This is a genomic window from Peptoniphilus vaginalis, from assembly GCF_900176605.1.
Taxonomy (GTDB): Bacteria; Bacillota; Clostridia; order Tissierellales; family Peptoniphilaceae; genus Peptoniphilus_A; species Peptoniphilus_A vaginalis.
Genome location: NZ_FXLP01000002.1, coordinates 115,722 through 137,043 on the forward strand (window position 1 = coordinate 115,722; position 21,322 = coordinate 137,043).

General features: G+C 36.1%; 25 protein-coding genes and 2 other annotated features. Of the genes, 21 read left to right on the forward strand and 4 right to left on the reverse strand.

Annotation, left to right across the window (positions count from 1 at the left end; all coding sequences use genetic code 11):
- Positions 1-46: 46 nt before the first annotated feature.
- The gene (locus CAN42_RS00555) at positions 47-1,375 is read left to right on the forward strand and encodes a TrkH family potassium uptake protein (RefSeq protein ID WP_062570956.1); all 1,329 of its coding nucleotides are present in this window, start codon (positions 47-49) and stop codon (positions 1,373-1,375) included.
- Positions 1,376-1,378: 3 nt separating this feature from the next.
- Positions 1,379-2,029, forward strand: coding sequence for a potassium channel family protein (locus tag CAN42_RS00560; protein ID WP_062570955.1), 651 nt, complete (start codon positions 1,379-1,381; stop codon positions 2,027-2,029).
- A gap of 72 nt (positions 2,030-2,101) precedes the next feature.
- Here the strand turns inward: CAN42_RS00560 and CAN42_RS08960 are convergent, their stop codons facing one another.
- Positions 2,102-2,275: a hypothetical protein gene (locus CAN42_RS08960; protein WP_167627536.1), complete on the reverse strand. Its 174-nt coding sequence runs from the start codon at positions 2,273-2,275 to the stop codon at positions 2,102-2,104.
- 143 nt (positions 2,276-2,418) lie between these two features.
- On the opposite strand from CAN42_RS08960, the gene CAN42_RS00565 reads away from it, so the two are divergent.
- The 4 genes from CAN42_RS00565 to CAN42_RS00580 are packed head-to-tail and all read left to right on the forward strand — an operon-like array spanning position 2,419 to position 5,550.
- Positions 2,419-3,513, forward strand: a complete 1,095-nt coding sequence (locus CAN42_RS00565) for a DUF3048 domain-containing protein (RefSeq protein ID WP_085875093.1) — start codon at positions 2,419-2,421, stop codon at positions 3,511-3,513.
- A 46-nt stretch (positions 3,514-3,559) separates the two neighbouring features.
- Positions 3,560-4,060 carry a DUF4342 domain-containing protein gene (locus tag CAN42_RS00570; RefSeq protein WP_062570953.1) on the forward strand — a complete coding sequence of 167 codons (501 nt, stop codon included), beginning with the start codon at positions 3,560-3,562 and terminating at the stop codon, positions 4,058-4,060.
- Positions 4,061-4,117: 57 nt separating this feature from the next.
- Complete coding sequence (locus CAN42_RS00575) at positions 4,118-4,864, forward strand: TrmH family RNA methyltransferase (protein WP_085875094.1); 747 nt, start codon at positions 4,118-4,120, stop codon at positions 4,862-4,864.
- On the forward strand, positions 4,861-5,550 hold the full coding sequence (locus CAN42_RS00580; RefSeq protein ID WP_085875095.1) for a DUF6873 family GME fold protein: 690 nt from the start codon (positions 4,861-4,863) through the stop codon (positions 5,548-5,550). The genes CAN42_RS00575 and CAN42_RS00580 overlap by 4 nt, the downstream gene beginning before the upstream one ends.
- Positions 5,551-5,562: 12 nt before the next feature.
- Here the strand turns inward: CAN42_RS00580 and CAN42_RS00585 are convergent, their stop codons facing one another.
- Entirely contained in the window at positions 5,563-5,901 is a 339-nt protein-coding gene (locus tag CAN42_RS00585) for a hypothetical protein (RefSeq protein WP_085875096.1), read from the reverse strand.
- A gap of 163 nt (positions 5,902-6,064) precedes the next feature.
- Positions 6,065-6,243: a binding site (T-box leader), on the forward strand.
- A gap of 40 nt (positions 6,244-6,283) precedes the next feature.
- On the opposite strand from CAN42_RS00585, the gene thrS reads away from it, so the two are divergent.
- From thrS to CAN42_RS00650, 13 genes are all read left to right on the forward strand, one after another.
- Complete coding sequence (gene thrS, locus CAN42_RS00590) at positions 6,284-8,194, forward strand: threonine--tRNA ligase (protein ID WP_085875097.1); 1,911 nt, start codon at positions 6,284-6,286, stop codon at positions 8,192-8,194.
- A gap of 293 nt (positions 8,195-8,487) precedes the next feature.
- Positions 8,488-8,555: a sequence feature (ribosomal protein L21 leader region), on the forward strand.
- Between the two features lie 11 nt (positions 8,556-8,566).
- Positions 8,567-8,872, forward strand: coding sequence for a 50S ribosomal protein L21 (rplU, locus tag CAN42_RS00595; RefSeq protein ID WP_062570949.1), 306 nt, complete (start codon positions 8,567-8,569; stop codon positions 8,870-8,872).
- Positions 8,872-9,210 carry a ribosomal-processing cysteine protease Prp gene (locus CAN42_RS00600; RefSeq protein WP_085875098.1) on the forward strand — a complete coding sequence of 113 codons (339 nt, stop codon included), beginning with the start codon at positions 8,872-8,874 and terminating at the stop codon, positions 9,208-9,210. Before rplU ends, CAN42_RS00600 begins: the two co-directional genes overlap by 1 nt.
- Positions 9,203-9,502: a 50S ribosomal protein L27 gene (gene rpmA / locus CAN42_RS00605; RefSeq protein ID WP_005956665.1), complete on the forward strand. Its 300-nt coding sequence runs from the start codon at positions 9,203-9,205 to the stop codon at positions 9,500-9,502. Before CAN42_RS00600 ends, rpmA begins: the two co-directional genes overlap by 8 nt.
- Positions 9,503-9,649: 147 nt before the next feature.
- Positions 9,650-10,918 carry a GTPase ObgE gene (gene obgE, locus CAN42_RS00610; protein WP_085875099.1) on the forward strand — a complete coding sequence of 423 codons (1,269 nt, stop codon included), beginning with the start codon at positions 9,650-9,652 and terminating at the stop codon, positions 10,916-10,918.
- A 12-nt stretch (positions 10,919-10,930) separates the two neighbouring features.
- Entirely contained in the window at positions 10,931-11,218 is a 288-nt protein-coding gene (gene yhbY / locus CAN42_RS00615; RefSeq protein ID WP_062570946.1) for a ribosome assembly RNA-binding protein YhbY, read from the forward strand.
- Positions 11,218-11,826: a nicotinate-nucleotide adenylyltransferase gene (gene nadD / locus CAN42_RS00620; RefSeq protein ID WP_085875100.1), complete on the forward strand. Its 609-nt coding sequence runs from the start codon at positions 11,218-11,220 to the stop codon at positions 11,824-11,826. Before yhbY ends, nadD begins: the two co-directional genes overlap by 1 nt.
- Positions 11,816-12,382, forward strand: a complete 567-nt coding sequence (gene yqeK, locus CAN42_RS00625; protein ID WP_085875101.1) for a bis(5'-nucleosyl)-tetraphosphatase (symmetrical) YqeK — start codon at positions 11,816-11,818, stop codon at positions 12,380-12,382. The genes nadD and yqeK overlap by 11 nt, the downstream gene beginning before the upstream one ends.
- 4 nt (positions 12,383-12,386) lie before the next feature.
- The gene (locus CAN42_RS00630; RefSeq protein ID WP_085875102.1) at positions 12,387-13,265 is read left to right on the forward strand and encodes an LCP family protein; all 879 of its coding nucleotides are present in this window, start codon (positions 12,387-12,389) and stop codon (positions 13,263-13,265) included.
- A gap of 8 nt (positions 13,266-13,273) precedes the next feature.
- A complete protein-coding gene (rsfS, locus tag CAN42_RS00635; protein ID WP_085875103.1) occupies positions 13,274-13,618 on the forward strand; it encodes a ribosome silencing factor in 345 nt (114 codons plus the stop codon).
- A gap of 5 nt (positions 13,619-13,623) precedes the next feature.
- A complete protein-coding gene (locus CAN42_RS00640) occupies positions 13,624-14,001 on the forward strand; it encodes a RidA family protein (RefSeq protein ID WP_085875104.1) in 378 nt (125 codons plus the stop codon).
- A gap of 84 nt (positions 14,002-14,085) precedes the next feature.
- Positions 14,086-14,340, forward strand: coding sequence for a rhodanese-like domain-containing protein (locus CAN42_RS00645; protein ID WP_245149819.1), 255 nt, complete (start codon positions 14,086-14,088; stop codon positions 14,338-14,340).
- Positions 14,341-14,713: 373 nt separating this feature from the next.
- Positions 14,714-16,348: a DEAD/DEAH box helicase gene (locus CAN42_RS00650; RefSeq protein ID WP_085875106.1), complete on the forward strand. Its 1,635-nt coding sequence runs from the start codon at positions 14,714-14,716 to the stop codon at positions 16,346-16,348.
- Positions 16,349-16,507: 159 nt separating this feature from the next.
- Here CAN42_RS00650 and CAN42_RS00655 read toward each other — a convergent pair whose 3' ends face one another.
- Both CAN42_RS00655 and CAN42_RS00660 read right to left on the reverse strand, forming a co-directional pair.
- Positions 16,508-17,422 carry an IS3 family transposase gene (locus tag CAN42_RS00655; protein ID WP_209019187.1) on the reverse strand — a complete coding sequence of 305 codons (915 nt, stop codon included), beginning with the start codon at positions 17,420-17,422 and terminating at the stop codon, positions 16,508-16,510.
- On the reverse strand, positions 17,365-17,922 hold the full coding sequence (locus tag CAN42_RS00660; RefSeq protein ID WP_085875108.1) for a helix-turn-helix domain-containing protein: 558 nt from the start codon (positions 17,920-17,922) through the stop codon (positions 17,365-17,367). Before CAN42_RS00660 ends, CAN42_RS00655 begins: the two co-directional genes overlap by 58 nt.
- Before the next feature lie 127 nt (positions 17,923-18,049).
- Between CAN42_RS00660 and polA the strand changes: the two genes are divergently transcribed.
- On the forward strand, positions 18,050-20,707 hold the full coding sequence (polA, locus tag CAN42_RS00665) for a DNA polymerase I (protein WP_085875109.1): 2,658 nt from the start codon (positions 18,050-18,052) through the stop codon (positions 20,705-20,707).
- Positions 20,694-21,287, forward strand: coding sequence for a dephospho-CoA kinase (gene coaE, locus CAN42_RS00670; RefSeq protein ID WP_085875110.1), 594 nt, complete (start codon positions 20,694-20,696; stop codon positions 21,285-21,287). The genes polA and coaE overlap by 14 nt, the downstream gene beginning before the upstream one ends.
- Positions 21,288-21,322 lie beyond the last annotated feature (35 nt).

Consider the following 21,322-nt stretch of genomic DNA (forward strand, 5'->3'; position numbering starts at 1 on the left):
TTTTTTTGTATAATGAGTTTGAAAAAATTTATTTAATGAGGAAATTATGATTAGAAAATTAAAAAAGAATCCCCCCCTAATGGTCTGCCTTTCTTTTTTTGGTTTGATCCTATTTGGGGCAATTTTATTAAACCTTCCTCTTGCATCGGCAAATGGTAGATCCATTGGCTTTTTAAATGCCCTCTTCACATCAACTTCTGCTTCATGTGTAACAGGACTCATTGTTGCCAACACAGCAACCCAGTGGACAGTTTTTGGAAAACTTATAATCATAACTTTAATACAAATTGGCGGTTTGGGAACCATGGTCTTCTTGTCCCTAATAGCTCTTGTTTTAAATAAAAAAATTGGGATTACAGAGAGAAGAATTATAAAGGAACAAACTAATGCTGATACTAGCAAGGGGATTATTAGACTTGTAATCTATATCATCAAGTTTAGTTTGAGTGTGGAATTTATTGGTGCAATTTTACTTGCAACAAGATTCATTCCTGACTTCGGCTTGAAAAGAGGAATTTTATTTTCTCTCTTCCACGCAGTCTCAGCCTTTTGTAACGCAGGCTTTGATATTATAGGCAATTCCCTTGTGGATTATGTAGACAACATAACTGTTAATCTTGTTGTAGCCTTTCTAATAATTTTTGGTGGGCTTGGCTTTACAGTTTATCTCGACATTTATAAGAAGAGAAGGTTTAGGAACTTGACCCTTCACTCCAAGGTTGTTATATCAATTACAAGCATCCTCCTTCTAGTTGGAAGTCTTGCCTACTTCATACTTGAACACAAGAGTGGGGCAATGGAAGGCTTGACCTTAAAGGGAAAAGTTTTGGCATCCTTCTTTATGTCTGCATCTGCAAGAACTGCTGGATTTAATTCCATAGACATTGGTGAGATGCAAGAAGGTTCTGTAATTGTAACAATTATTCTTATGTTTATAGGTGCATCACCAGCATCAACTGGTGGTGGTATTAAAACTACAACTTTTGGTGCCTTGCTCTTTGCGACAATTTCTGTCCTAAGGGGAAATGATGAAACAGAAATTTTTCACAAGTCAATTTCGCGTGACACCATCTTAAAGAGTCTTTGCATTGTTTCACTGGGCTCTGTCTTGGTGATTTTTTCATCACTTTGGATAACAATTATTGAAGATGGAAAATTCTTGTACCTAGACATACTTTATGAAATTGTATCAGCTATTGGTACAGTGGGAGTGACTAGAGGAATCACTCCAAACCTAAGTCCTCTTTCGAAGCTTATCTTAATAGTTTTGATGTATATAGGTAGAGTTGGAGCAGCCACTCTTGGCATAAGTATTTTAAATAGAAAAAATAAAAAGCACACAAGATATTCTTATGGAAAAATTATAGTGGGGTAAATTATGAAGACATTTATTGTATTTGGCTGTGGTAGATTCGGGTCTACTGTGGCCACTAGATTATATGATTTGAAAAACGACGTTGTAGTTGTTGACTCAGACCATGAAAAAATTGATTTGATTAACGACAATGTTACTGAAGCAGTTGTTTGTGATCTTGAAGATGAAAAGGCAGTGGGCGAACTTGCCCTAAATAATTATGACGTGGCAATAGTTGCCATTGGTGAAAGCCTTGAGCCAGCAATTATGGCAGTCCTTGCATCAAAGGAAGCTGGAATAAAAAAAGTTATCGCCAAGGCAACGTCTGATAAGTTTGGAAAAATTTTATTAAAGTGTGGAGCTGATAAGATAATCTTTCCTGAAAGAGATATTGGCTACAGACTTGCAAATAATCTTTCCAATGACAACTTGCTTGACTCAGATGAAATCTCAAAAGGCTACAGCTTTTATGATTTCAAAGCGCCACCTAAGATGAATGGAAAGGGACTTACTGAGCTTGGTCTTAGAGAAGATTACAACTTCAACATCTTAATGGTCAAGAGGAATGGAGAAAATTATGTAAATCCAAGTTCTAATTTTAAGATTAAAGAAGAGGACATATTGACAGTTGTGGGTTCAGACAAGGACATTAAAAGATTTATAGCAGAAAACTAAAAATTCATAAATGAAAACTATGAGAAAAGGACTAAGTCGCATAAGATCTAGTCCTTATTTTTTTATAAACTTTTATATAAATTTTTTTAAGACAAATTCATATAGAAGGATTAACACAGCTATGAGGTTAAATATAAAAGAAATTTTTTTTCTAAGTTTTTCATTTTTAATTATCTTTGTGTACTCAGTTAAAAGATATCCAATCAGAGCAGTAAAATAGATAATTATTTCGAGATATTTATTCATAGAACCACCGCCTGTTTAAATTTTATCATAAAAGCTTTTAAGAAGTAAAAATTTATAACAATCCTCTTGTTTACATATTTATATTTATAAACTAAAATTAAGTTAATACATAAAAGAAATAGAATTAGAAAAGAGGAGAGAAAATGAAAAAATTTAAACAACTTTTACTTGTGGGCTTAGCAGCCACGACTTTGGTTGCCTGTGGCAAGAAAGCAGAAAATAAAAATCAAGCAGTAGAAGTTAAAGAGCCAGAAAAGATAGTTTACTACACACCACTTACTCATGAAGAGAGAGACAACGAAGAACAAGCCAAGAAAAAAATCTTTGCAGTTATGCTTGATAACCATGACGATGCAAGACCTCAAGCACAAATCTCAAAGGCCGACATAATTTACGAGTACAGGGTTGAAGGGGAATACACAAGATACATGGCACTCTTCCAAAGTAACTTCCCAGAAAATGTGGGACCAGTTCGTTCTGCAAGACCTTACTTTGTTCAAACTGCCAAGGAATACAATGCAATTTATGCCCACTGGGGTGGTTCAGTTGCAGGACTTGAAGAAGTTAAAAAGAGAAATGTTGTGGACCTTGACGGGATTGCCCTTGAAGGTCTTGTCTTCCACAGAAATAAAAATGTTGGCAAAAGGGCTCCTCACAATGGATATATTTCCCTTCCGGAACTTGAAAACTATCTAGTTGAAAAGGGAGTTGACGTAAATGATAACGCAGCATCCCTTAACTTCTACGATAAGGAAGCAAATATAGAAGGCCTTGATGTAAAAGAAATTACTTTAAACTTCAACAATAGGTATAAGACAAAGTTTATCTTTGACGAAGCCACTGGGAAGTATAAATACATTCGCCAAGATCAACCAGTAATTGATGAGGCAACAGGTCAAGAGTTTGATACAGATAATTTAGTTGTCCTCTTCCAAAAGGGAGTAGTTGCTGGGCCTAAGGGAACTTTAAAAATGGCAAACATAGGAAGTGGTACAGGACTTCTTCTTCAAAAGGGAAAACTTGCACCAATAACTTGGGAAAAGGAAAACGAAGATGCAAGGACAATCTTAAAATATCCTGATGAAACTGAAGTAAAATTCTGCCCAGGCAGAACTTTCTTCTCCATAGTTGATGAAGAAAAGGATGCAGTCTACCAAGTTCCAGAAACTGAAAGCCAAGCAGGGGAAGGAAACGCTACAGGAAACCATGACCCAGCAAAAGTTGATAGCCAAAAATAAAATTAAAAAAAAATATTTTGGGTAATTAAGATTTAGAGGTGATTTTATGATTAACATGGCAAAAATCGACTATGTAATAAATACAACTGGAGCCTCCTATGACATTGTAAGGAAGGCACTTTTAGATAGCGACGGCGACGTTGATGTGGCAATCTCTTACATCAGAGAAGGCAAGTACGATATCAACATTGAACCTTCAAGGGTTTATGAAAGTGAGGAAGAAAAGGATTCTGACTCTCATAAAGAAAAGAAGTCTAGCAAGGACTATGTTGATGATGTAATAAACTATCTTGATGAAATCCTTGAAGCAGTAAAGGAAATCTGGAGAAAGGGAAATGCCAGCAGGTTATTGGTGGAAAATAAGGGCAAAACTGTCCTATCACTTTCATTGACAACATCTGCTATTGGTATGCTATTGGCCCTTCCAGCATCACTACTTGGTCTTTCTGCAGCCTACATCTATGACTACTCCTTCAAAATAATCATGGACAATGGAGAAGTAATTGACGTTAAGGAATATCTAAAGGACAAGAGCAAATTTTTATAAAATTTATTAAAGTTAAGAGCCCTTCGGGGCTTTTTTTCTTTAAAAATGAGGGGAAAAATGATAATTACAAGTAAAAATAACAATACATACAAATTTTTAAAGGGGCTTTTGGAGAAAAAGCACAGGCAGGAGAATAAACTCTTTATGGTGGAGAAGCCTGTGGTTATTGAAGAGGCTGAGGGGATTAAAATTCACTACCTTGCCCTTAGTGAGTCTGCATACAGGTCAAATAAATTTGAAAAAATTGTAAAAAATGTAGATCAAGATAAACTCTTTGTCTTTTCCGACAATATTTTCAAAAATCTTTGTGATGCTGTCACATCTCCTGGCATCATAGCCTACTACTCTTACCTTCACAGGGACTTTGACAGGACTTCTGGCAAATTTTTGTATCTTGACGACATAAGGGAGCCAGGCAATCTTGGAGGAATAATTCGTTCAGCCGATGCCCTGGGACTTGACGGTCTTATAATTTCTCCTGAGTCCTGCGACCTTTACAATCCTAAGACTGTAAGGTCTTCTATGTCCTCCATCTTTAGGTTGCCAATTTACTTTATGGCTCGAGAAGACTTAGTGGGCTTAGACTTTAATATTCTTGCAACTTCATTAGAAAATTCAACTTCAACGAGGGATTATGACTTCAAGGACAAGGACATAGTTGTAATAGGAAACGAAGCTAAGGGAGTTTCGGACTTTTTAATGTCCCATGCAAGGGGATTTTTAAATATTCCAATTTCTGACAAGGTTGACTCCCTTAATGCCAATGTGGCAGCATCAATTATAATTTACGAGATGATGGAATGACCTATGTATTAGTGGCAGAAAACTTTCCAGAAGAGTCTGCCGAAAAATTAAAAAAATATGGACAAGTGGTGAGGACCAAGGCGAATAAAAATGTATTAGAAGGACTAGACACCCACCCAGACATTTTGGTACATCCTCTTCCAAGTGGAGATTTAATTGTGGACAGGGATAATTTTGACTATTATAAAGAGATCTTCAAAGACAAAAAAATTCTTCCATCACATTCATCTTTATCTGCAAAGTATCCAGGGGACATCCATCTTAATGCCTTTGCATTTAAGAATATTTTCATCCACAACTTAAAGCATACTGATGAAGTCATCCTAGATTATTATAAAAATGAAGGATTTGACCTTGTAAACATCAAGCAAGGCTATGGCAAGTGCTCCTGCCTTGTGACTCAGGACTTTGTCATCACAAGTGACGGAGGAATCTACGAGACCCTAAAGGACTTGATCCACATTTATAAGATAGACCAGGGGCAAATTAAACTTCAAAACTTCAACTACGGTTTTATTGGCGGTGCTACTGGAGTCTTGGGCAAAAAAATATTCTTCACAGGAGACCTTTCTCATCACTCCTCCCATGAAGAAATTCTAAAAATTATTAATAAATATGATTATGAAATTGAAATTTTGTCCAAAGACCCAATAGAAGACTATGGCACAATATTTTTTATAAAATAATTTAAACTCCTATTAGGGAGTTTTTTTCTTGCCCTCTAATAAGTAAAGGGACAAGAACAAGCCAAGGACAAAAAATATAATGGAAGTGAAGGAGTAGTCCACGACTTTGAAAAAATAAATAATAAAAAAGTTATTGTAGAGGATTGGGATAAGGAAGACATAGAAAAAATAAAAACTTTTATTTTTATAAATTAAGGGTAAAGAAATCAAAAGTGGCAAAACAAAGGAGCTAAGACCATAAGAATTTATAAAGGCAAAGAATCCATAAAAACTATCTTCTAAGACAGGTAAAATAGGAACAGATCCCAAAATAATAAGAATAATAATAAAATATTTTAACTTTTCCTTCATAAGTTCCTCCAAAAATAAGATTTATTAAATTATATCAAAAAAAGGAAATTCTTGTTTTAAAAATTTTAGCCTGGGTAATATATAGGGGCGAGAGAAATGATATATTCTTTCAGAATTATTCTTGAACATATAAGACCTTTGTGTTATTATAGAAACAATTTTAAAAGAGACTTTGATAAGAAGAGTAGGATTTATAAAATTCTCAGAGAGGAAATGGTTGGTGTAAATTTCCAATTTTATATTTTTGAAAACTATCTTGGAGTCCCATAGCAAACTATGGCGTCAGGACGCGTTAAGTCCCTAGAGTTTAATTAAGGTGGAACCACGGTCATCGTCCTTTGGGATGGTGGCTTTTTTTATTATTAATTTTTAGGAGGATAAAATGATTATAAAGTATCCAGACGGATCACAAAAAGAATACGAAAGTGGAGTTAAGGTATCTCAAATCACTGGAGATATCTCAGAAGGTCTTTTGAGACAATCTCTTGGAGCAGTTGTTAACGGAGAAATCCTTGGTCTTGACGACAAGGTTTATGAAGATAGTGACTTCAAGGTTGTAAAATTTGAAGACAAGGAAGGAAAGCAAATTTTCTGGCACACTGCATCTCACATCATGGCTTATGCAATCCAAGAACTTTATCCAGATACAAAATTTGCCATTGGACCTTCAACTGAAACAGGCTTCTACTACGACCTTGACCTTGAACACAGATTTGTAGAAGAAGACTTCAAGGCAATTGAAGACAAGATGAAGGAAATTGCAAAGAAGGACCTTCCAGTAGAAAAAATTGAAATTTCAAGAGAAGATGCACTTGCTCACTTCAAAGAAAAGGGACAAGACTACAAGGTTGAACTAATAGAAGACCTACCAGCAGATGAAAAGATCACAATGTATAAGATTGGCGACTTCCTTGACCTTTGCAAGGGACCTCACCTTCTTTCAACTAAAAAAATCAAGGCTATTAAACTTCTTTCAATAGCAGGTGCTTATTGGAGAGGGGACTCTAACAATAAGATGCTTCAAAGACTTTACGGTATTGCCTTTGAAAAACAATCACAACTTGATGAATATATCGAAAGACGTGAAGAAGCTGAAAAGAGAGATCACAGAAAACTTGGTAAGGAACTTGACCTCTTTAGTATGCACGAAGAAGGACCTGGCTTCCCATTCTTCCACCCAAATGGAATGGTATTGAGAAATAACCTACTAAACTGGTGGAGGGGAGTTCTTGATGAAAATGGTTACGGAGAAATTCTAACTCCAATTATCCTAAACGAAGACCTATGGCACAGATCTGGTCACTGGGATCACTACAAGGACAATATGTACTTCACAAAGATTGACGATGGTGACTACGCAGTTAAACCAATGAACTGCCCTGGCTCAATCCTTGTTTACAATTCCAACAAGCACTCTTATAGGGACCTTCCTATTAGACTTGCTGAATATGGTATAGTTCACAGACACGAACTTTCTGGAGCATTACATGGTTTATTTAGGGTAAGAACATTTACTCAAGACGATGCCCACGTTTATTGCTTGTTCTCACAAGTTAAGGACGAAGTATTCAAGATGATTGACCTTGCAGACTACCTATACTCAACATTTGGATTTAAGTATTCAATTGAACTTTCAACAAGACCAGACGACTACATGGGAGAACTTGAAGCTTGGAACCTTGCAGAAAAAAGTCTAAAAGAAGCCCTAGAAGAAAAGAAGCTTCCTTACACAATTAACGAAGGCGACGGAGCTTTCTACGGTCCAAAGATTGACTTCCACCTAGAAGATGCCATTGGTAGAACTTGGCAATGTGGTACAATCCAACTTGACTTCCAACTTCCAGAAAACTTTGACCTAACTTATGTTGATGAAAATGGAGAAAAGAAAAGACCAGTTATGCTTCATAGGGCCCTACTTGGATCAGTTGAAAGATTTATGGGTATCCTAATCGAGCACTTTGCAGGTAAATTCCCACTATGGTTATCTCCAGTACAAGTTGAAGTTATCCCTGTATCAGACAAGTTCAAAGACTTTGCTAAGTCTATTGCAGATAAACTTCACGCAGAAGGACTTAGGGTTCACCTAGACGGACGTGCTGAAAAAGTTGGTTACAAGATCAGAGAAGCACAAGTTAAGAAGATCAACTACATGCTAGTTATCGGTGAAAAAGAAGAAACTTCTGGCAAGCTTTCAGTAAGAAAGAGAAATGGGGAAGAAGTTCAAGATGTTGATGTAGATGAATTTATCGCATCACTTAAAGAAGAAATTAAAAACAAGACAATCACTGATTAAGTTGTACTTGAAAAAATATAAAATATAAAATTTTAGCAGGTCTTAGGGGCCTGCTATTTTTGTGAGAATTTTTATAAGTTAATAAATTTTTATAAAGTCAGAGACTTTTATGACAAAGTAAGATATTATAAGCTTATAAAGATTAATAAAGTCATAAATTTTTATAAAGTTATAATTTTTTATAAAGCCATAATTTCTTACGAGCTTATAAATTTTTATGATAAGAAGAGAATCCTATAAAGTCATAAATATTTATAAAATTTCTTTACAAAGTTTGGTCCATGTGATAGAATACATTGATGTAACCGCACAGAATAGGTTTTAAACTTAGGTACCTAGGATGGCGAGTCTTGTAATGAGGAGGTGCTACAAATGTACGCAATTATTGAAACAGGCGGAAAACAATACACTGTTGAAGCTGGTGACAAACTTAGAGTTGAAAAACTAGATGCAAAAGAAGGCGACGTTGTAACTTTTGACAAGGTTGTTTTTGTATCAGGTGACGAGCCAAAAGTTGGTACTCCATATGTTGAGGGTGCTAAGGTTGAAGCTAAGGTATTAGCTCAAGCTAAGGCTAGAAAAGTTATTGTATATAAATACAAATCTAAGAAAAACGAAAGAAAGAAAAACGGACACCGTCAACCATACACTTTAGTTGAAATTTCAGGTATTAACTAATGACTAGGATTGACCTTTACAAAAAGGGCGATTATTACTATGGATTTAAGTCTTGTGGCCACGCAGAGGGAGAATTTGACAAACTTGTCTGCTCCAGCATATCAACTCTCACTCAAACCCTATACTTTACCTTGATTGATAAGTTGGGAGTAAGTGAAAGTGACATTAGGGACTCACAGGGCGACGGAATGTTAAAAATAGAAATTTTAAAAAGTGATATTTTTAAAAGAAATGATATTCAAACTTGTTTTGAATTTATGATTAAGGGGATAGAACTCATTGACGAGGCCTATCCAGGATATTTGACACTAAAGAAGGTGGAGGTGCAAAATGATTAAATTTGATTTATTGCTTTTTTCTTCAAAAAAGGGAGCAGGTTCTTCTAAGAACGGTCGTGACTCAAACTCAAAAAGACTTGGAGTTAAGAGAGGCGACGGACAATTTGTTCTAGCAGGTAACATCATCGTTAGACAAAGAGGAACTAAAATCCATCCAGGTGAAAATGTAATGAGAGGGTCAGATGACACTTTATTTGCAACAGCTGATGGAATTTTAAGATTCACAACTAAGGGTAAGGGCGGAAAGAAATTCGCTAATGTTTACCAAGAAGAAAAAGTTGAATTAGCATAAAGATGAAGCAAGGGAAACCTTGCTTTTATTTTTTTAAGAGTAAAGTCTAATTTTCACAAAGATTTTACATATTTGATACAAGGTTCAAGTTTTCACTACAATTCTGTGCTAATTCTGTGATATAATTTTAGAAAATGTGAGGTAAAAATGTTTATAGATATAGCTAAAATTAAATTAAAAGCTGGAAAAGGTGGAGATGGCGCTGTCGCTTGGCGAAGAGAGAAATTCGAACCAGCAGGAGGACCAGCTGGTGGCGACGGAGGCAGAGGTGGCAATGTAATTGTAATGACAGACTCTGGACTTCACACTTTGATGGACTTTAGATACAAAAGAGAATACAAGGCCGAAAACGGACAAAACGGCATGAGCAAATTAAAATTTGGAAAAGACGGAGAAGATATTGTCCTAAAGGTACCGGTGGGAACCCTAATTAGGGACGCTAATACTATGGGAGTTATCTATGACTTAAAGGAAAATGGCATGGCTGTAACTGTCTGCAAGGGTGGACGTGGTGGCATGGGTAATGCCAGGTTCAAGACTTCTACTAGACAGGCACCAGCCTTTGCCCAAGCAGGCAATATGGGAGAAGAAAGAGAGATAATATTAGAACTTAAACTCCTAGCTGATGTGGGACTTGTTGGTTTCCCTAACGTAGGTAAGTCAACCCTACTTTCCATAGTTACATCTGCCAGACCAAAGATTGCCAACTATCACTTTACAACCCTTACTCCAAACCTTGGCGTTGTAAAAATTGATGAAGGCGAATCCTTTGTTATAGCAGACATACCTGGACTTATTGAGGGAGCATCTGAAGGGATTGGTCTCGGTGACGAATTTTTAAAACACGTTGAGAGGACTGGAATCCTCATCCACGTCCTAGATGTTTCTGGATCAGAACATAGGGACCCAGTTGAAGACTTCTACAAGATAAATGAAGAGCTTGTGAGATACAATGAAAAGCTGGGAGAAAAGAGACAAATTATTTTTGCCAACAAGACTGATGTACCAGGGGCAGAAGAAAATCTCAAGAAACTAAGAGAAGAACTTGGGGACAAGTATGAAATAATTGCCGGCTCCTGTGCCACAACAGAAAATGTAGACAAGCTAATGAAGGAAACCTACAGGCGACTTCAAGAAGTGGACTACACAGATTATGAAACCTACGACATAGAACACGTAGAAGAAGTTAAGAGAGAAGAAGGTATCAGGGTCTATAAGGACCAAGGAGAATACTTTGTTGAAGGACCTTACATTGACAAGCTCCTTCGCTCTACAAACTTCGATGATTACGATTCACTTAAATACTTCCAAGAAAACCTTAGAAAGAATAAGGTTGTAGAAAAGCTAGAAGAACTTGGAGCCCATGATGGGTGCTCAGTATTTATTGGCGAATACGAATTTGAATTTTTTGAATAAGCAGGTGATAGAATGTTAACAGGAAAAGAGAGAGCCTACCTAAAGAGCCTTGCCCACAATATGGACCCACTTATCCAACTGGGAAAAGATGGAATAAACCAAGGCTTTTTAAGTCAAATAGATAAACTTTTAGAAGACCATGAAATTGTAAAAATCAATGTCTTACAAAATGCACCAGTGGAAGTTGATGAAATTGTTGACGACATCCTTGATGCAACAGGAGCAGAATTTGTCCAAAAGATTGGCAAGAAGCTTACAATTTATAGGGAATCTAAAGAAAATAAAAAAATAGAATTATAATGAAAAAGTACGGAATTTTTGGAGGCAGCTTTAACCCAATCCACTATGGTCACCTTATGATATGTGAGTATATCAAGGAGGAGATGGGCCTGGATAAGGTAATTTTTATACCAACAGGCAACCCACCCCACAAGGACCTTGAGGTTTCAGCAAAGGACAGGTATGAGATGGTTAGACTTGCCATCTCCCCAAACCCAGATTTTGAAATATCAGACATAGAGGCCACTAGGGTCAAGATGTCCTACACAGTAGACACCATTAGGGAACTGAAAAAAATCTACAGAGAAGAAAAACTATACTTTTTGATAGGTTTGGATTCCATCTTCCAACTTAAGACTTGGATGAAGATAGGCGACCTATCCAAGGAGATAGAATTCGTAGTAGCCCTAAGACCAGGCTACATTAACAAAGACGAAATAAATAGGGAGATAGACTTTTTAAGAGAAAACTTTGGGACGAAGGTAAATCTTATAAATACTCCCCTCTATGAAATTTCTTCAACAGACCTAAGAGATAGGATCCGTGAGGGCAAGTCTCTAAGATATTTAATTCCAAAAAAAGTTCTAGATTATATAGAAGAAAGTGGGTTTTATAAAGGTGACCTATAATTTAAAAAAATATGAAAAAGAAATACGTGACAGGATAGGCGAAAAAAGATTTCTCCACACCTTAAGGGTTAGAGATACTGCCCTAGAACTTGCAAAGATTTATGAAGTAGATCAAGAAAAGGCAGAAGTGGCAGGATTTTTACACGACTGTGCCAAGATAAGAGACCATGACGAGCTTATAAAGGCGGCAAAGGAAGCTGGACTTCTCCTAACAAAGGAAATGATCAAGGCACCACAAATCATCCACTCCTATCTTGGGGCTATCTATGCAAGAGACCTTTATGGGATAGAAGATGAGGACATCCTAAATGCCATCACCTATCACACAACAGGCAGGGTAAATATGTCAGACCTAGAAAAAATAATTTTCTTAGCAGATTACATCGAGCCTATGAGAAACTTTGATGGGGTGGAAAGGGCAAGACAACTTGCAAAGAATGACCTTGACGCAGCCATGTATTTCGCACTAAATAACACATTAAAATTTTTAGTTGACCATGACACTTACATAGTGCCAACAACAGTAACAGCTAGAAATTATTATAAGGAGTGTTGAATCCTTGAAAACTTTTTTTAAAGCCTTTTTTACAACAATAATATTAATACTAATACTTGCCCTTGCAGGAGTAGCAGGCTACTTCTACTTCTTTGAAGACGAAGATGCTGACAAGATAGACCAAGGAGGGGAAGACCTACAATTCTTGATGCTGGGAGTAGACTCCCTTGATGCAAAGAAAGCAGACAATGCAAGGTCCGACACAATAATGGTAGTCAACCTAGACGGCAAGACTGGAAAAGTAAATATAATTTCAATCCCAAGAGACACCTACACAAAGATAAAGGGTTACAAAAAGACAAAAATCAACCATTCATTTAAGTTTGGTGGAAGCGAACTTACCCTTGACACAGTTAACAAACTCCTTGGAACAGATATAAAATATTACGTTACAGTGGACTATAGGTTTGTAGAAGACGTGGTAAATAAAATCGGTGGAGTAGAAGTTGACGTCCCAATAGATATGAAATACAAGGACCCAACAGCAGACCCACCACTAACAATAGACATAAAGGCAGGAAGGCAAAACCTAATGGGCTACGATGCCATAGGATTTTTGAGATTTAGGAAGGGATACAAGAATGCCGACCTTGGTAGAGTAAAGGCACAACAACAATTTATGTCAGCCATCCTCTCAAAGATGAAAGATCCAAAGACCCTAGTCAAGGCACCACTCCTACTTTCGTCCTATGTATCTTACACAGAAAACAACATACCTGTAAAGAAACTTATAAAAATCGCAGCAAAAATGCGTCACGTGACAAGTGAAGACATAGTTACTAACACCCTACCAGGAGCACCAAAATATATGGGAGGAGTTTCCTACTTCATACCAAATGAAAACAAAATACAAGTAATGTTATTGGAAAATAATTTTAAATAGGAGGTAACATGACAACTCAAGAAAAATTAGACATTATCGTAAAATCTTGTGAAGACAAGAAGGGGATTGACATCAAGGTCCTAGACATTAAGGGCATGACATCAATCGCAGACTACTTCGTAATAGTAAGTGGTAACTCATCATCACAAGTTGATGCCCTAGCAAGAGAAATTGACGAAAAATTATCTGAAAAGGGTGAAGAACCACAAAATCAAGAAGGTAAAAATTCATCAAGGTGGATAATCTTAGACTTTGGCGATATAATAGTACATGTATTCCACAAGGATGAAAGAGAATACTACAATCTAGAAAGATTGTGGGAAGAAAACCACGAAACAAAAGAGGAGGAATAATAATTATGGTAAAAACATTACACACAGACAAGGCACCAGCAGCAGTGGGACCTTATTCACAAGCAACAGAAGTTAACGGATTTATATTCACATCAGGACAACTTCCATTAGTTCCAGAAACAGGGGAACTAATCACTGATGACATCAAAAAAGCAACAGCAAGAAGTCTTGACAACATCAAGGCAATCCTAGAAGAAGCAGGCTCAAGCCTAGACAAGGTTGTAAAAGTTAACATCTTCCTAGACGATGTAAATGACTTTGCAGCAGTAAACGAAGTATATTCAGAATACTTCGCAAACCACAAACCAGCAAGATCTTGCGTAGAAGTAGCAAAGCTACCAAAGGGTGGCCTTCTAGAAATCGAAGCAATAGCAGTAAAATAATTTCTAAAGAGGACCCGAGAGGGTTCTTTTTTTAATAACGAGGTAGACATGAAAGAAATAAATGTTAACGAGATAGACAGGGTCGTGGATCCGATAGTTATAGATGTGAGGGAAGACTACGAGCTAGAAGAAACAGGCACTATAAAGGGCGCCATCCACATCCCCATGAATGAAGTCCCAAATAGACTGGGCGACATACCAAAAGACAGAGAAGTCTATATCCTCTGCAGGTCAGGAGTGAGGTCCTACAACGTAGCAAAATATCTAAACCAAATAGGATATGAAGCCATAAACCTTGATGGCGGCATAATAAACTACAAGGGCGACTTGGTTAAGTAAGTAGTAAAAACTTGCAAGTTAATATAAAATTACAAGTTAATATAAAATAAGAAATTAATAAAAAATTTTAAGTTAATAGAAAGTAAACAAATCCCACAGGAAAAGTCTTGTGGGATTTTTGCGTGGAACTTTTGACTTCTTATTAAGTAATACTTTCTTGCAGAGTTAAGATTTCCTATTAACGTAATAGCTTTCTACAACTTTATAATTTTTTACGGCTCTGTGATTATTTACAAACTCATAATATTTTAAGTAAATGTCAATCTTATAAACTTTTTAATATTTTTTGTGTTATAATGTCTTAAGAAAGAACTTGAAGGACCGAGGGAATCTCGGTCTTTTTTTTATTTTTAAAATAGATTAGGAGAATATATTGAGATTTTGTGATTTAAATTTATCAAAGGAAGTTTTGCAAGCAATTGATGACATGAGTTTTGAAAGTCCATCTGAGGTCCAAGAGGGAACTATACCTCTTATCTTAGAAGGTCGTGATGTCCTTGCCCAAGCCCAAACTGGTACTGGTAAGACTGCTTCTTTTGGGATACCAATGATCGAAGGAATAGAAGATAAGAGCTATGACTTGCAGGGACTTGTTCTTGTACCAACAAGGGAGCTTGCAAGACAGGTTTCTGATGAGTTGAAAAAGTTAGCCAAGTATAAAAAGTTCATCAAGATTGTGCCTATTTATGGTGGTGCTGATATGAGTAAGCAACTTCGTGACCTTAAGAAGGGCGCTGACATTGTAGTTGGAACTCCGGGAAGGGTCATGGACCACATGAAGAGAAAGACTATTGTGCTTGATGACTTAAAGTTTTTGACTCTTGATGAGGCTGACGAGATGTTTGATATGGGCTTTAGGGATGATATGAAGACTATTATCGAGCAGACCAACCCTCATAGGCAAACTTTATTTTTCTCGGCAACTTTTGACAACAACATCAAGGAATTTTCTAGACTTTATCAAGATAATCCTGCCAGGGTGATTATTGAAAAGAAGGAACTTACTGCAGAAAAGATTGAGCAATTTTATCTTGAGCTTAACAGGAATATGAAGACAGAAATTTTAAACAGACTCATCCTCATCCACAAGCCAAAGAAGTCTATTATCTTCTGCAACACTAAGAGGATGGTGGAATCTCTCGAGGTTGAGATTGCTCAAAGGGGTTACAAGGTTGACTCCCTTCACGGAGACATGCGTCAGTCATCAAGGGATAATGTTATGAAGAAGTTTAGAAATGGGACTATTGATGTCTTAATTGCCACTGATGTTGCTGCTCGTGGTCTTGATGTGTCTGACATCGACCTTGTCTTTAACTATGACTTGCCACAGCAAGCTGAGTATTATGTTCACAGGATTGGACGTACTGCAAGGGCTGGCAAGAAGGGAGCATCTTTTACCTTTGTAACTAGCAAGGACTATCCAAAGTTTAGGGAAATCGAAAAGTATGCAAACATAAAGATGGAAAAGATGAAGCTACCTACTAAGGCTGATGTTGAGAGGGAGAGTCTTGACAATCTCTTTGACAAGGTCAAGAAAAATATAATAAGAGCTGAGGACCAAGAGAACTACACAGAAGTTTTAAACAAACTATTGGCTGAGGGCAACAGCCTCTACGATATTACTGCATCTCTTCTAAAGATGGTGAATGAGTCATCTAACAAGACAAAGATAAAGAATCTTGATAGGGTTGACTATGGTAAGAAGTTTGAAATGTCTAAGAAGTCTGACTCTTCTAAGAGGAAGTCCAAGGACAAGGGCATGAAAAAAATTAAGGGGCCAAAGATTTTTATTAACAAGGGCAAGAGAGACGACCTTGACTCTCGTGATATCATTAAGTTCCTTGGCAAGTACACTAATCTTACACCTAGCGATATTGGGAGGATTAATATTATGCCAAACTTCAGCTTCGTAGAAATTCCAAAAAATATGATTAAGGATGCCATAAGAGATATTGATGGAAAGAATCTTAAGGGCAAGTCTATTAAGGCAGAGTATTCTGAAAAATAATTTTTAAAAGTTAATAAGTTATAAAGGATAAATTTTAAATTTCCCCAGGTGGTGTCACTCATGTGGTGACCCCATAAAGTTGGACCTAATACCAGGACTGGTAGTTTACTAGTTCTGGTATTATTTTATTGCTTTCCACCCCTAGGGGTGGAAAATTTTTTATGCTGCGTTTAACTTTCTATATTCCACTGGACTTAAATATCCTAATTTTTCTTTTATTCTGTCTTTATTGTAATATTCTATATACTCTTCTATTGTTTCTTTTAATTCTTCATATGAATAGAATTTCTTGCCATAGTAGATTTCTTGTTTAAGTATCCCGAAGAAGTTTTCCATTGGGGAGTTATCTAGGCAATTTCCCTTTCTTGACATCGATTGGGTTATCCCTTCTTTTTCAAGTCTTGATGTATATTGTTTTATTTGATAAGCCCATCCTTGGTCTGAATGAAAGATCCTCTTATTCTTGTTAGTGCTTGTTATTTCTATTGCTTTGTCTAAGGCTTTTAGTATTGGTTCTAGTGTTGGTTGTTTTGATATCTCATAGGATATTATTTCACCATTATACATATCTAAATATGGATTTAGATAAAGTTTTTTTACTTGATAGTTGTCTTTTGTATCTTTTTCTAGATACTTAAATTCTGTTGTATCTGTTGTTATATATGTGTAGGCTTTTTCTACTTTAAAGTTTCTATTTATTTTATTGTCTGCTACTCTACCTATTGTTCCTTTGTATGATGAGTATTTTCTTGTTTTTCTTGAGAAGTTTGTTACTTGAAGTTTTAGCTTTTGTACTAGTCTTTGAACTTTCTTTTTATTTATCAAAAGCCCTGTTTTCTTTAACATTGCTGTTATTCTTCTGTATCCATAGTTTGGATTATCTTTTCTAATCTCTAGTATTTTCTTCTCTACTTGCTCATCTTTGTTTGGTATGTCTAAGCGTTGTTGCCAATACATGTAGCTTGATTTTGGAAAGTTAAAGTATTCTAAAAGATCCTTTAGTTTGAATTTATCTCTTAATGATCTAATGACCTTAGATATTCGTCTATTTCTGTTTCTGTCATTTGAGAGAATTGAATCTTTTTTTTTAGAATTTCTACTTCCATTTGAAGATAGTAGTTTTCTTTTCTTAGTTTTTCTAATTCACTCAATTCTTTTTTTGTTTTATTATGTTTGTTTTTTAAATCTTTATTTTTATCTGTATTTGGCATATTTAAAGGTCTTCCTCTCTTTTTTGGTTTCAGTCCTTCTATGCCTTCGTCTCTAAATTCTTTTACCCATCTAGCTATCATGGATGGATTGCTGATTTTAAGTTCATTTGCTAGGCTTTGATAGGACATTTCTCCTGTTAAATACAAGTCTACTACATTTAGTTTTAAGTCTAAAGAGTAGTTATTATTTTTTCTTGATACTTTTAGTCCTTCATAGCCTTGAGATTCATAAGCATTAACCCAAGTTCTAACGATATGTTTATCTGGTATGGAGTATTTTTTTGCTAAGTCTTTGTAACTTACATTTCCTTCAAGATATTCTTTTACTACTTTAACCTTAAATTCTGTTTTGTATTTTGCCATTTAAAAACTGACCTCCTTAAGTTGGTTTTTAAGTCCAACTTTTGGGGGTCAGTTCACTCACTTGGGGATTTTTATTTGCAAATTTTATTTATTTCAATCTTTGTTATAATAGACCTAGGAGGTTTTTATGGATAACAAATTTTTAATTATAGATGGAAGTTCTCTCTTCTTCAGGGCCTTTTATGCCCTTCCACTTCTTAAGACTAAGAGGGGACTTTATACAAATGCAATTTATGGCTTTGTCATGATGGTGGAAAATGCCATTGATAAGATTAAGCCAACTCACCTTGCAGTTTGCTTTGACATGAAGGGGAAGACTTTTAGGTCAGAGATTTACAAGGACTACAAGGGAACTAGGCAAAAGACTCCCAACGAGTTGGAACAACAATGGCCTCTTGTGCGTGAAATCTTGGGCTACATGAATGTAAAAATTCTTGAGTCACCAGTTTATGAGGCTGACGATATTGCTGGCACTCTTTCAAGGCTTGGGACTGAAGAAGGTTTTGAAAATTATCTTTTGACAGGGGACAAGGACTATTTTCAACTTGTAAATGAAAAGACTAAGGTCCTCTTCACTCGCAAGGGCATCACTGATATGGACATCATGACAGTTGAAAAGATAAAAGAAGATTATGGAATTGAGCCTCTTGAATTCATTGAATTAAAGGCTCTTATGGGTGACTCCTCTGACAACATCCCAGGAATTTATGGGATTGGAGAAAAGACTGGCCTTAAATTAATTCACGACTTCCACACTATTGAAAATCTTTATGACAATATTGATGAAGTTTCTGGCAAGAAGTTAAAGGAAAAATTGGTCGATGGGAAGATGTCTGCCTTTATGAGTAAAAAGCTTGGAACAATTGTGAAGAATGTTCCTATTGAAGAAAGTCTTGATGACTTCAAAAAAGTCGACTACGATTATGAAAAGTTGTCAGAACTTTATCGTGAGTTTGAGTTTAACTCTATGTTAGATAGGCTTCCAGAAGAATATCGCAAGGAAGAAGTGGAGGAAATCTCCCAAGACAACTTTGAATTTGTTGAAATAAAAGACCTAAAGGAAATTGAAAAAGAATTAAAGGACAAGAAGTCTATTGCCTTTAAATTTATTACAGATGGAAAGATTTATGAAGATGTGAAGCCTATCTATTTTGCAGTCAAGGTCAAGGACTTTGAAGTCAAATTTATTTCTTATGAAGACATAGACTTTGACTTCTTGAAGAAGCTTATGGAAGATGAAAAAATCGAAAAACTTGGCTACTCTTTAAAGGAAGATATTATTATCCTAATGGACCTTGGGATTGACATCAAAAATTATTCCCACGACGTTGAAATTGCAGAATATTTATTAAACTCAACTAAGTCTGACTACGACATCAACAAGATTTCCATGGACTATTTCAAAAATGGTTACCTAGACCTTGAAGACCTTCTTGGCAAGGGAGCAAAGCAGAAAACTTATGCCGACTTAGATAAGGTTGACCTCTTTAAGTATTTTGCCTTTGTCTTAAACACAATTTATAGGTTAGAAGACCTTCAAAAGAAAAAAATTGATGAAGAGGAGATGACTGCTCTCTACCAAGATATGGAGCTACCCCTTGTTGAAGTCCTTGCATCTATGGAATATGTGGGCATCAACACTGACGAGGCAGTCCTTGATGAAATTGACGAGCAAATTATTGAAAAATTAAAAACTTTGGAAGATGAAATTTATGATGAAGCTGGAGAAAAATTTAACATAAATTCACCAAAACAATTAGGCGTAATCTTATTTGATAAGATGGACTTTCCAGTTATTAAAAAGACCAAAACTGGTTACTCAACTTCTGCTGACGTCTTGGAAAAGTTACGTGGCAAGGGTGAGATAATCGACAAGATTTTGGACTATAGGAAGTTCTCCAAGTTGAAGTCAACTTATATTGACGGTTTAAAGGCTGTTATAAATAAAAAAACTAAGAGGATTCACTCAAGGTTTATGCAAACAGTGACTGCCACTGGAAGGATTTCTTCAATTGATCCAAACCTACAAAATATTCCAATAAAAACTGAAGAAGGACGATTAATAAGAAAGGCCTTCTTGGCATCAGAGGGTGGAGTCCTAGTTGACGCCGACTACTCACAAATTGAACTTAGAGTCTTAGCTGCCTTATCAGATGACAAGGAGATGCTTGATGCCTTTAAGCATGGACTAGACATCCACAGAAAAACTGCATCAGAAGTCTTTCATATAGACTACGATCAAGTTGAGGACCGTCAAAGATATGAAGCCAAGGCAGTAAACTTTGGAATTGTATATGGAATTTCCGACTACGGACTTTCACAAAATTTAAACATACCAAGGAAGGCTGCCAAGGAATATATTGATAACTATCTTGGTCATTTTGTGGGAATAAAAGACTATATGGCAGAAGAAATTAAAAATGGCAAGGACAAGGGCTATGTGGAAACAATCTTCAAGAGAAGGAGATACATCCCAGAACTAAATGCCAAGAACTTCAACATTAGAAGCTTTGGAGAGAGAATTGCTCTTAACACTCCTATCCAAGGGTCAGCTGCCGACATCATAAAAATTGCCATGGTGAAAGTTTACAATGAACTTAAGAAGAGAAATTTAAAATCAAAATTAATAATTCAAATTCATGACGAGCTTGTTGTTGACACAGCAGAAGATGAAATTGAAGAAGTGAAAGAACTTATGAAGGACCTAATGGAAAACTCTGTGGACTTAAATGTAAAATTGTCTGTGGATATGAATACGGGAAAGAATCTATATGAGTCCAAATAAAATCATTGGATTGACAGGATCAATCTCAACAGGCAAGACCCAGGTGTCAAATTATTTAAGGCAAAGAGGAGAAAATCTTATCGACGCCGATTTAATTGCAAGAGAAGTTGTGGACCTTGAACCAGTTGAAGGAAAAATAAAAAAAGTCTTTGGAGATGACATCTATAAGGATGATAAACTGGACAGGGAGGCTCTTGGAGAAATTGTCTTTAGGGACGAGGACAAGAGGAAGGTCTTAAATGAAATTGAGCACCCAGAGATTTATAGGATAATCTTAGAAGAGATAAAAAATTCTGCGGGCAGGGTCTTTGTGGATATACCACTTCTCTTTGAAGCCAAGCACTTAAATGAAAAATATGGCTTAGACTTTGATGAAGTTTGGCTTGTATATGTAAGTAGGGAAACGCAAATTGTAAGACTTATGAAGAGAGACAAGATAAGCAGGGGCTACGCACTAGAAAAAATAAATTCGCAAATGTCTGTTGAGGACAAAAAAGTTATGGCAGACGTCATAATAGATAACTCAGGAAGCTTGGAAGAAACCTTTCGCCAAGTAGAAGAAAATTTAAAAATATTATAAAAAGAGATGTGTTGGGCCGACCTAACACATCTTTT

What these genes read in the sequence shown, in the direction of transcription:
- CAN42_RS00580 (WP_085875095.1), top strand. Translation starts at nt 4,861, where the DNA reads ATGACCTATGTATTAGTGGCAGAAAACTTTCCAGAAGAGTCTGCCGAA.
- obgE (WP_085875099.1), top strand. Translation starts at nt 9,650, where the DNA reads ATGTTTATAGATATAGCTAAAATTAAATTAAAAGCTGGAAAAGGTGGA.
- yhbY (WP_062570946.1), top strand. Translation starts at nt 10,931, where the DNA reads ATGTTAACAGGAAAAGAGAGAGCCTACCTAAAGAGCCTTGCCCACAAT.
- CAN42_RS08960 (WP_167627536.1), bottom strand. Translation starts at nt 2,275, where the DNA reads ATGAATAAATATCTCGAAATAATTATCTATTTTACTGCTCTGATTGGA.
- CAN42_RS00585 (WP_085875096.1), bottom strand. Translation starts at nt 5,901, where the DNA reads ATGAAGGAAAAGTTAAAATATTTTATTATTATTCTTATTATTTTGGGA.
- coaE (WP_085875110.1), top strand. Translation starts at nt 20,694, where the DNA reads ATGAGTCCAAATAAAATCATTGGATTGACAGGATCAATCTCAACAGGC.
- thrS (WP_085875097.1), top strand. Translation starts at nt 6,284, where the DNA reads ATGATTATAAAGTATCCAGACGGATCACAAAAAGAATACGAAAGTGGA.
- rplU (WP_062570949.1), top strand. Translation starts at nt 8,567, where the DNA reads ATGTACGCAATTATTGAAACAGGCGGAAAACAATACACTGTTGAAGCT.
- nadD (WP_085875100.1), top strand. Translation starts at nt 11,218, where the DNA reads ATGAAAAAGTACGGAATTTTTGGAGGCAGCTTTAACCCAATCCACTAT.
- CAN42_RS00565 (WP_085875093.1), top strand. Translation starts at nt 2,419, where the DNA reads ATGAAAAAATTTAAACAACTTTTACTTGTGGGCTTAGCAGCCACGACT.
- CAN42_RS00575 (WP_085875094.1), top strand. Translation starts at nt 4,118, where the DNA reads ATGATAATTACAAGTAAAAATAACAATACATACAAATTTTTAAAGGGG.
- rpmA (WP_005956665.1), top strand. Translation starts at nt 9,203, where the DNA reads ATGATTAAATTTGATTTATTGCTTTTTTCTTCAAAAAAGGGAGCAGGT.
- CAN42_RS00600 (WP_085875098.1), top strand. Translation starts at nt 8,872, where the DNA reads ATGACTAGGATTGACCTTTACAAAAAGGGCGATTATTACTATGGATTT.
- polA (WP_085875109.1), top strand. Translation starts at nt 18,050, where the DNA reads ATGGATAACAAATTTTTAATTATAGATGGAAGTTCTCTCTTCTTCAGG.
- CAN42_RS00640 (WP_085875104.1), top strand. Translation starts at nt 13,624, where the DNA reads ATGGTAAAAACATTACACACAGACAAGGCACCAGCAGCAGTGGGACCT.
- CAN42_RS00660 (WP_085875108.1), bottom strand. Translation starts at nt 17,922, where the DNA reads ATGGCAAAATACAAAACAGAATTTAAGGTTAAAGTAGTAAAAGAATAT.
- CAN42_RS00560 (WP_062570955.1), top strand. Translation starts at nt 1,379, where the DNA reads ATGAAGACATTTATTGTATTTGGCTGTGGTAGATTCGGGTCTACTGTG.
- CAN42_RS00555 (WP_062570956.1), top strand. Translation starts at nt 47, where the DNA reads ATGATTAGAAAATTAAAAAAGAATCCCCCCCTAATGGTCTGCCTTTCT.
- rsfS (WP_085875103.1), top strand. Translation starts at nt 13,274, where the DNA reads ATGACAACTCAAGAAAAATTAGACATTATCGTAAAATCTTGTGAAGAC.
- CAN42_RS00570 (WP_062570953.1), top strand. Translation starts at nt 3,560, where the DNA reads ATGATTAACATGGCAAAAATCGACTATGTAATAAATACAACTGGAGCC.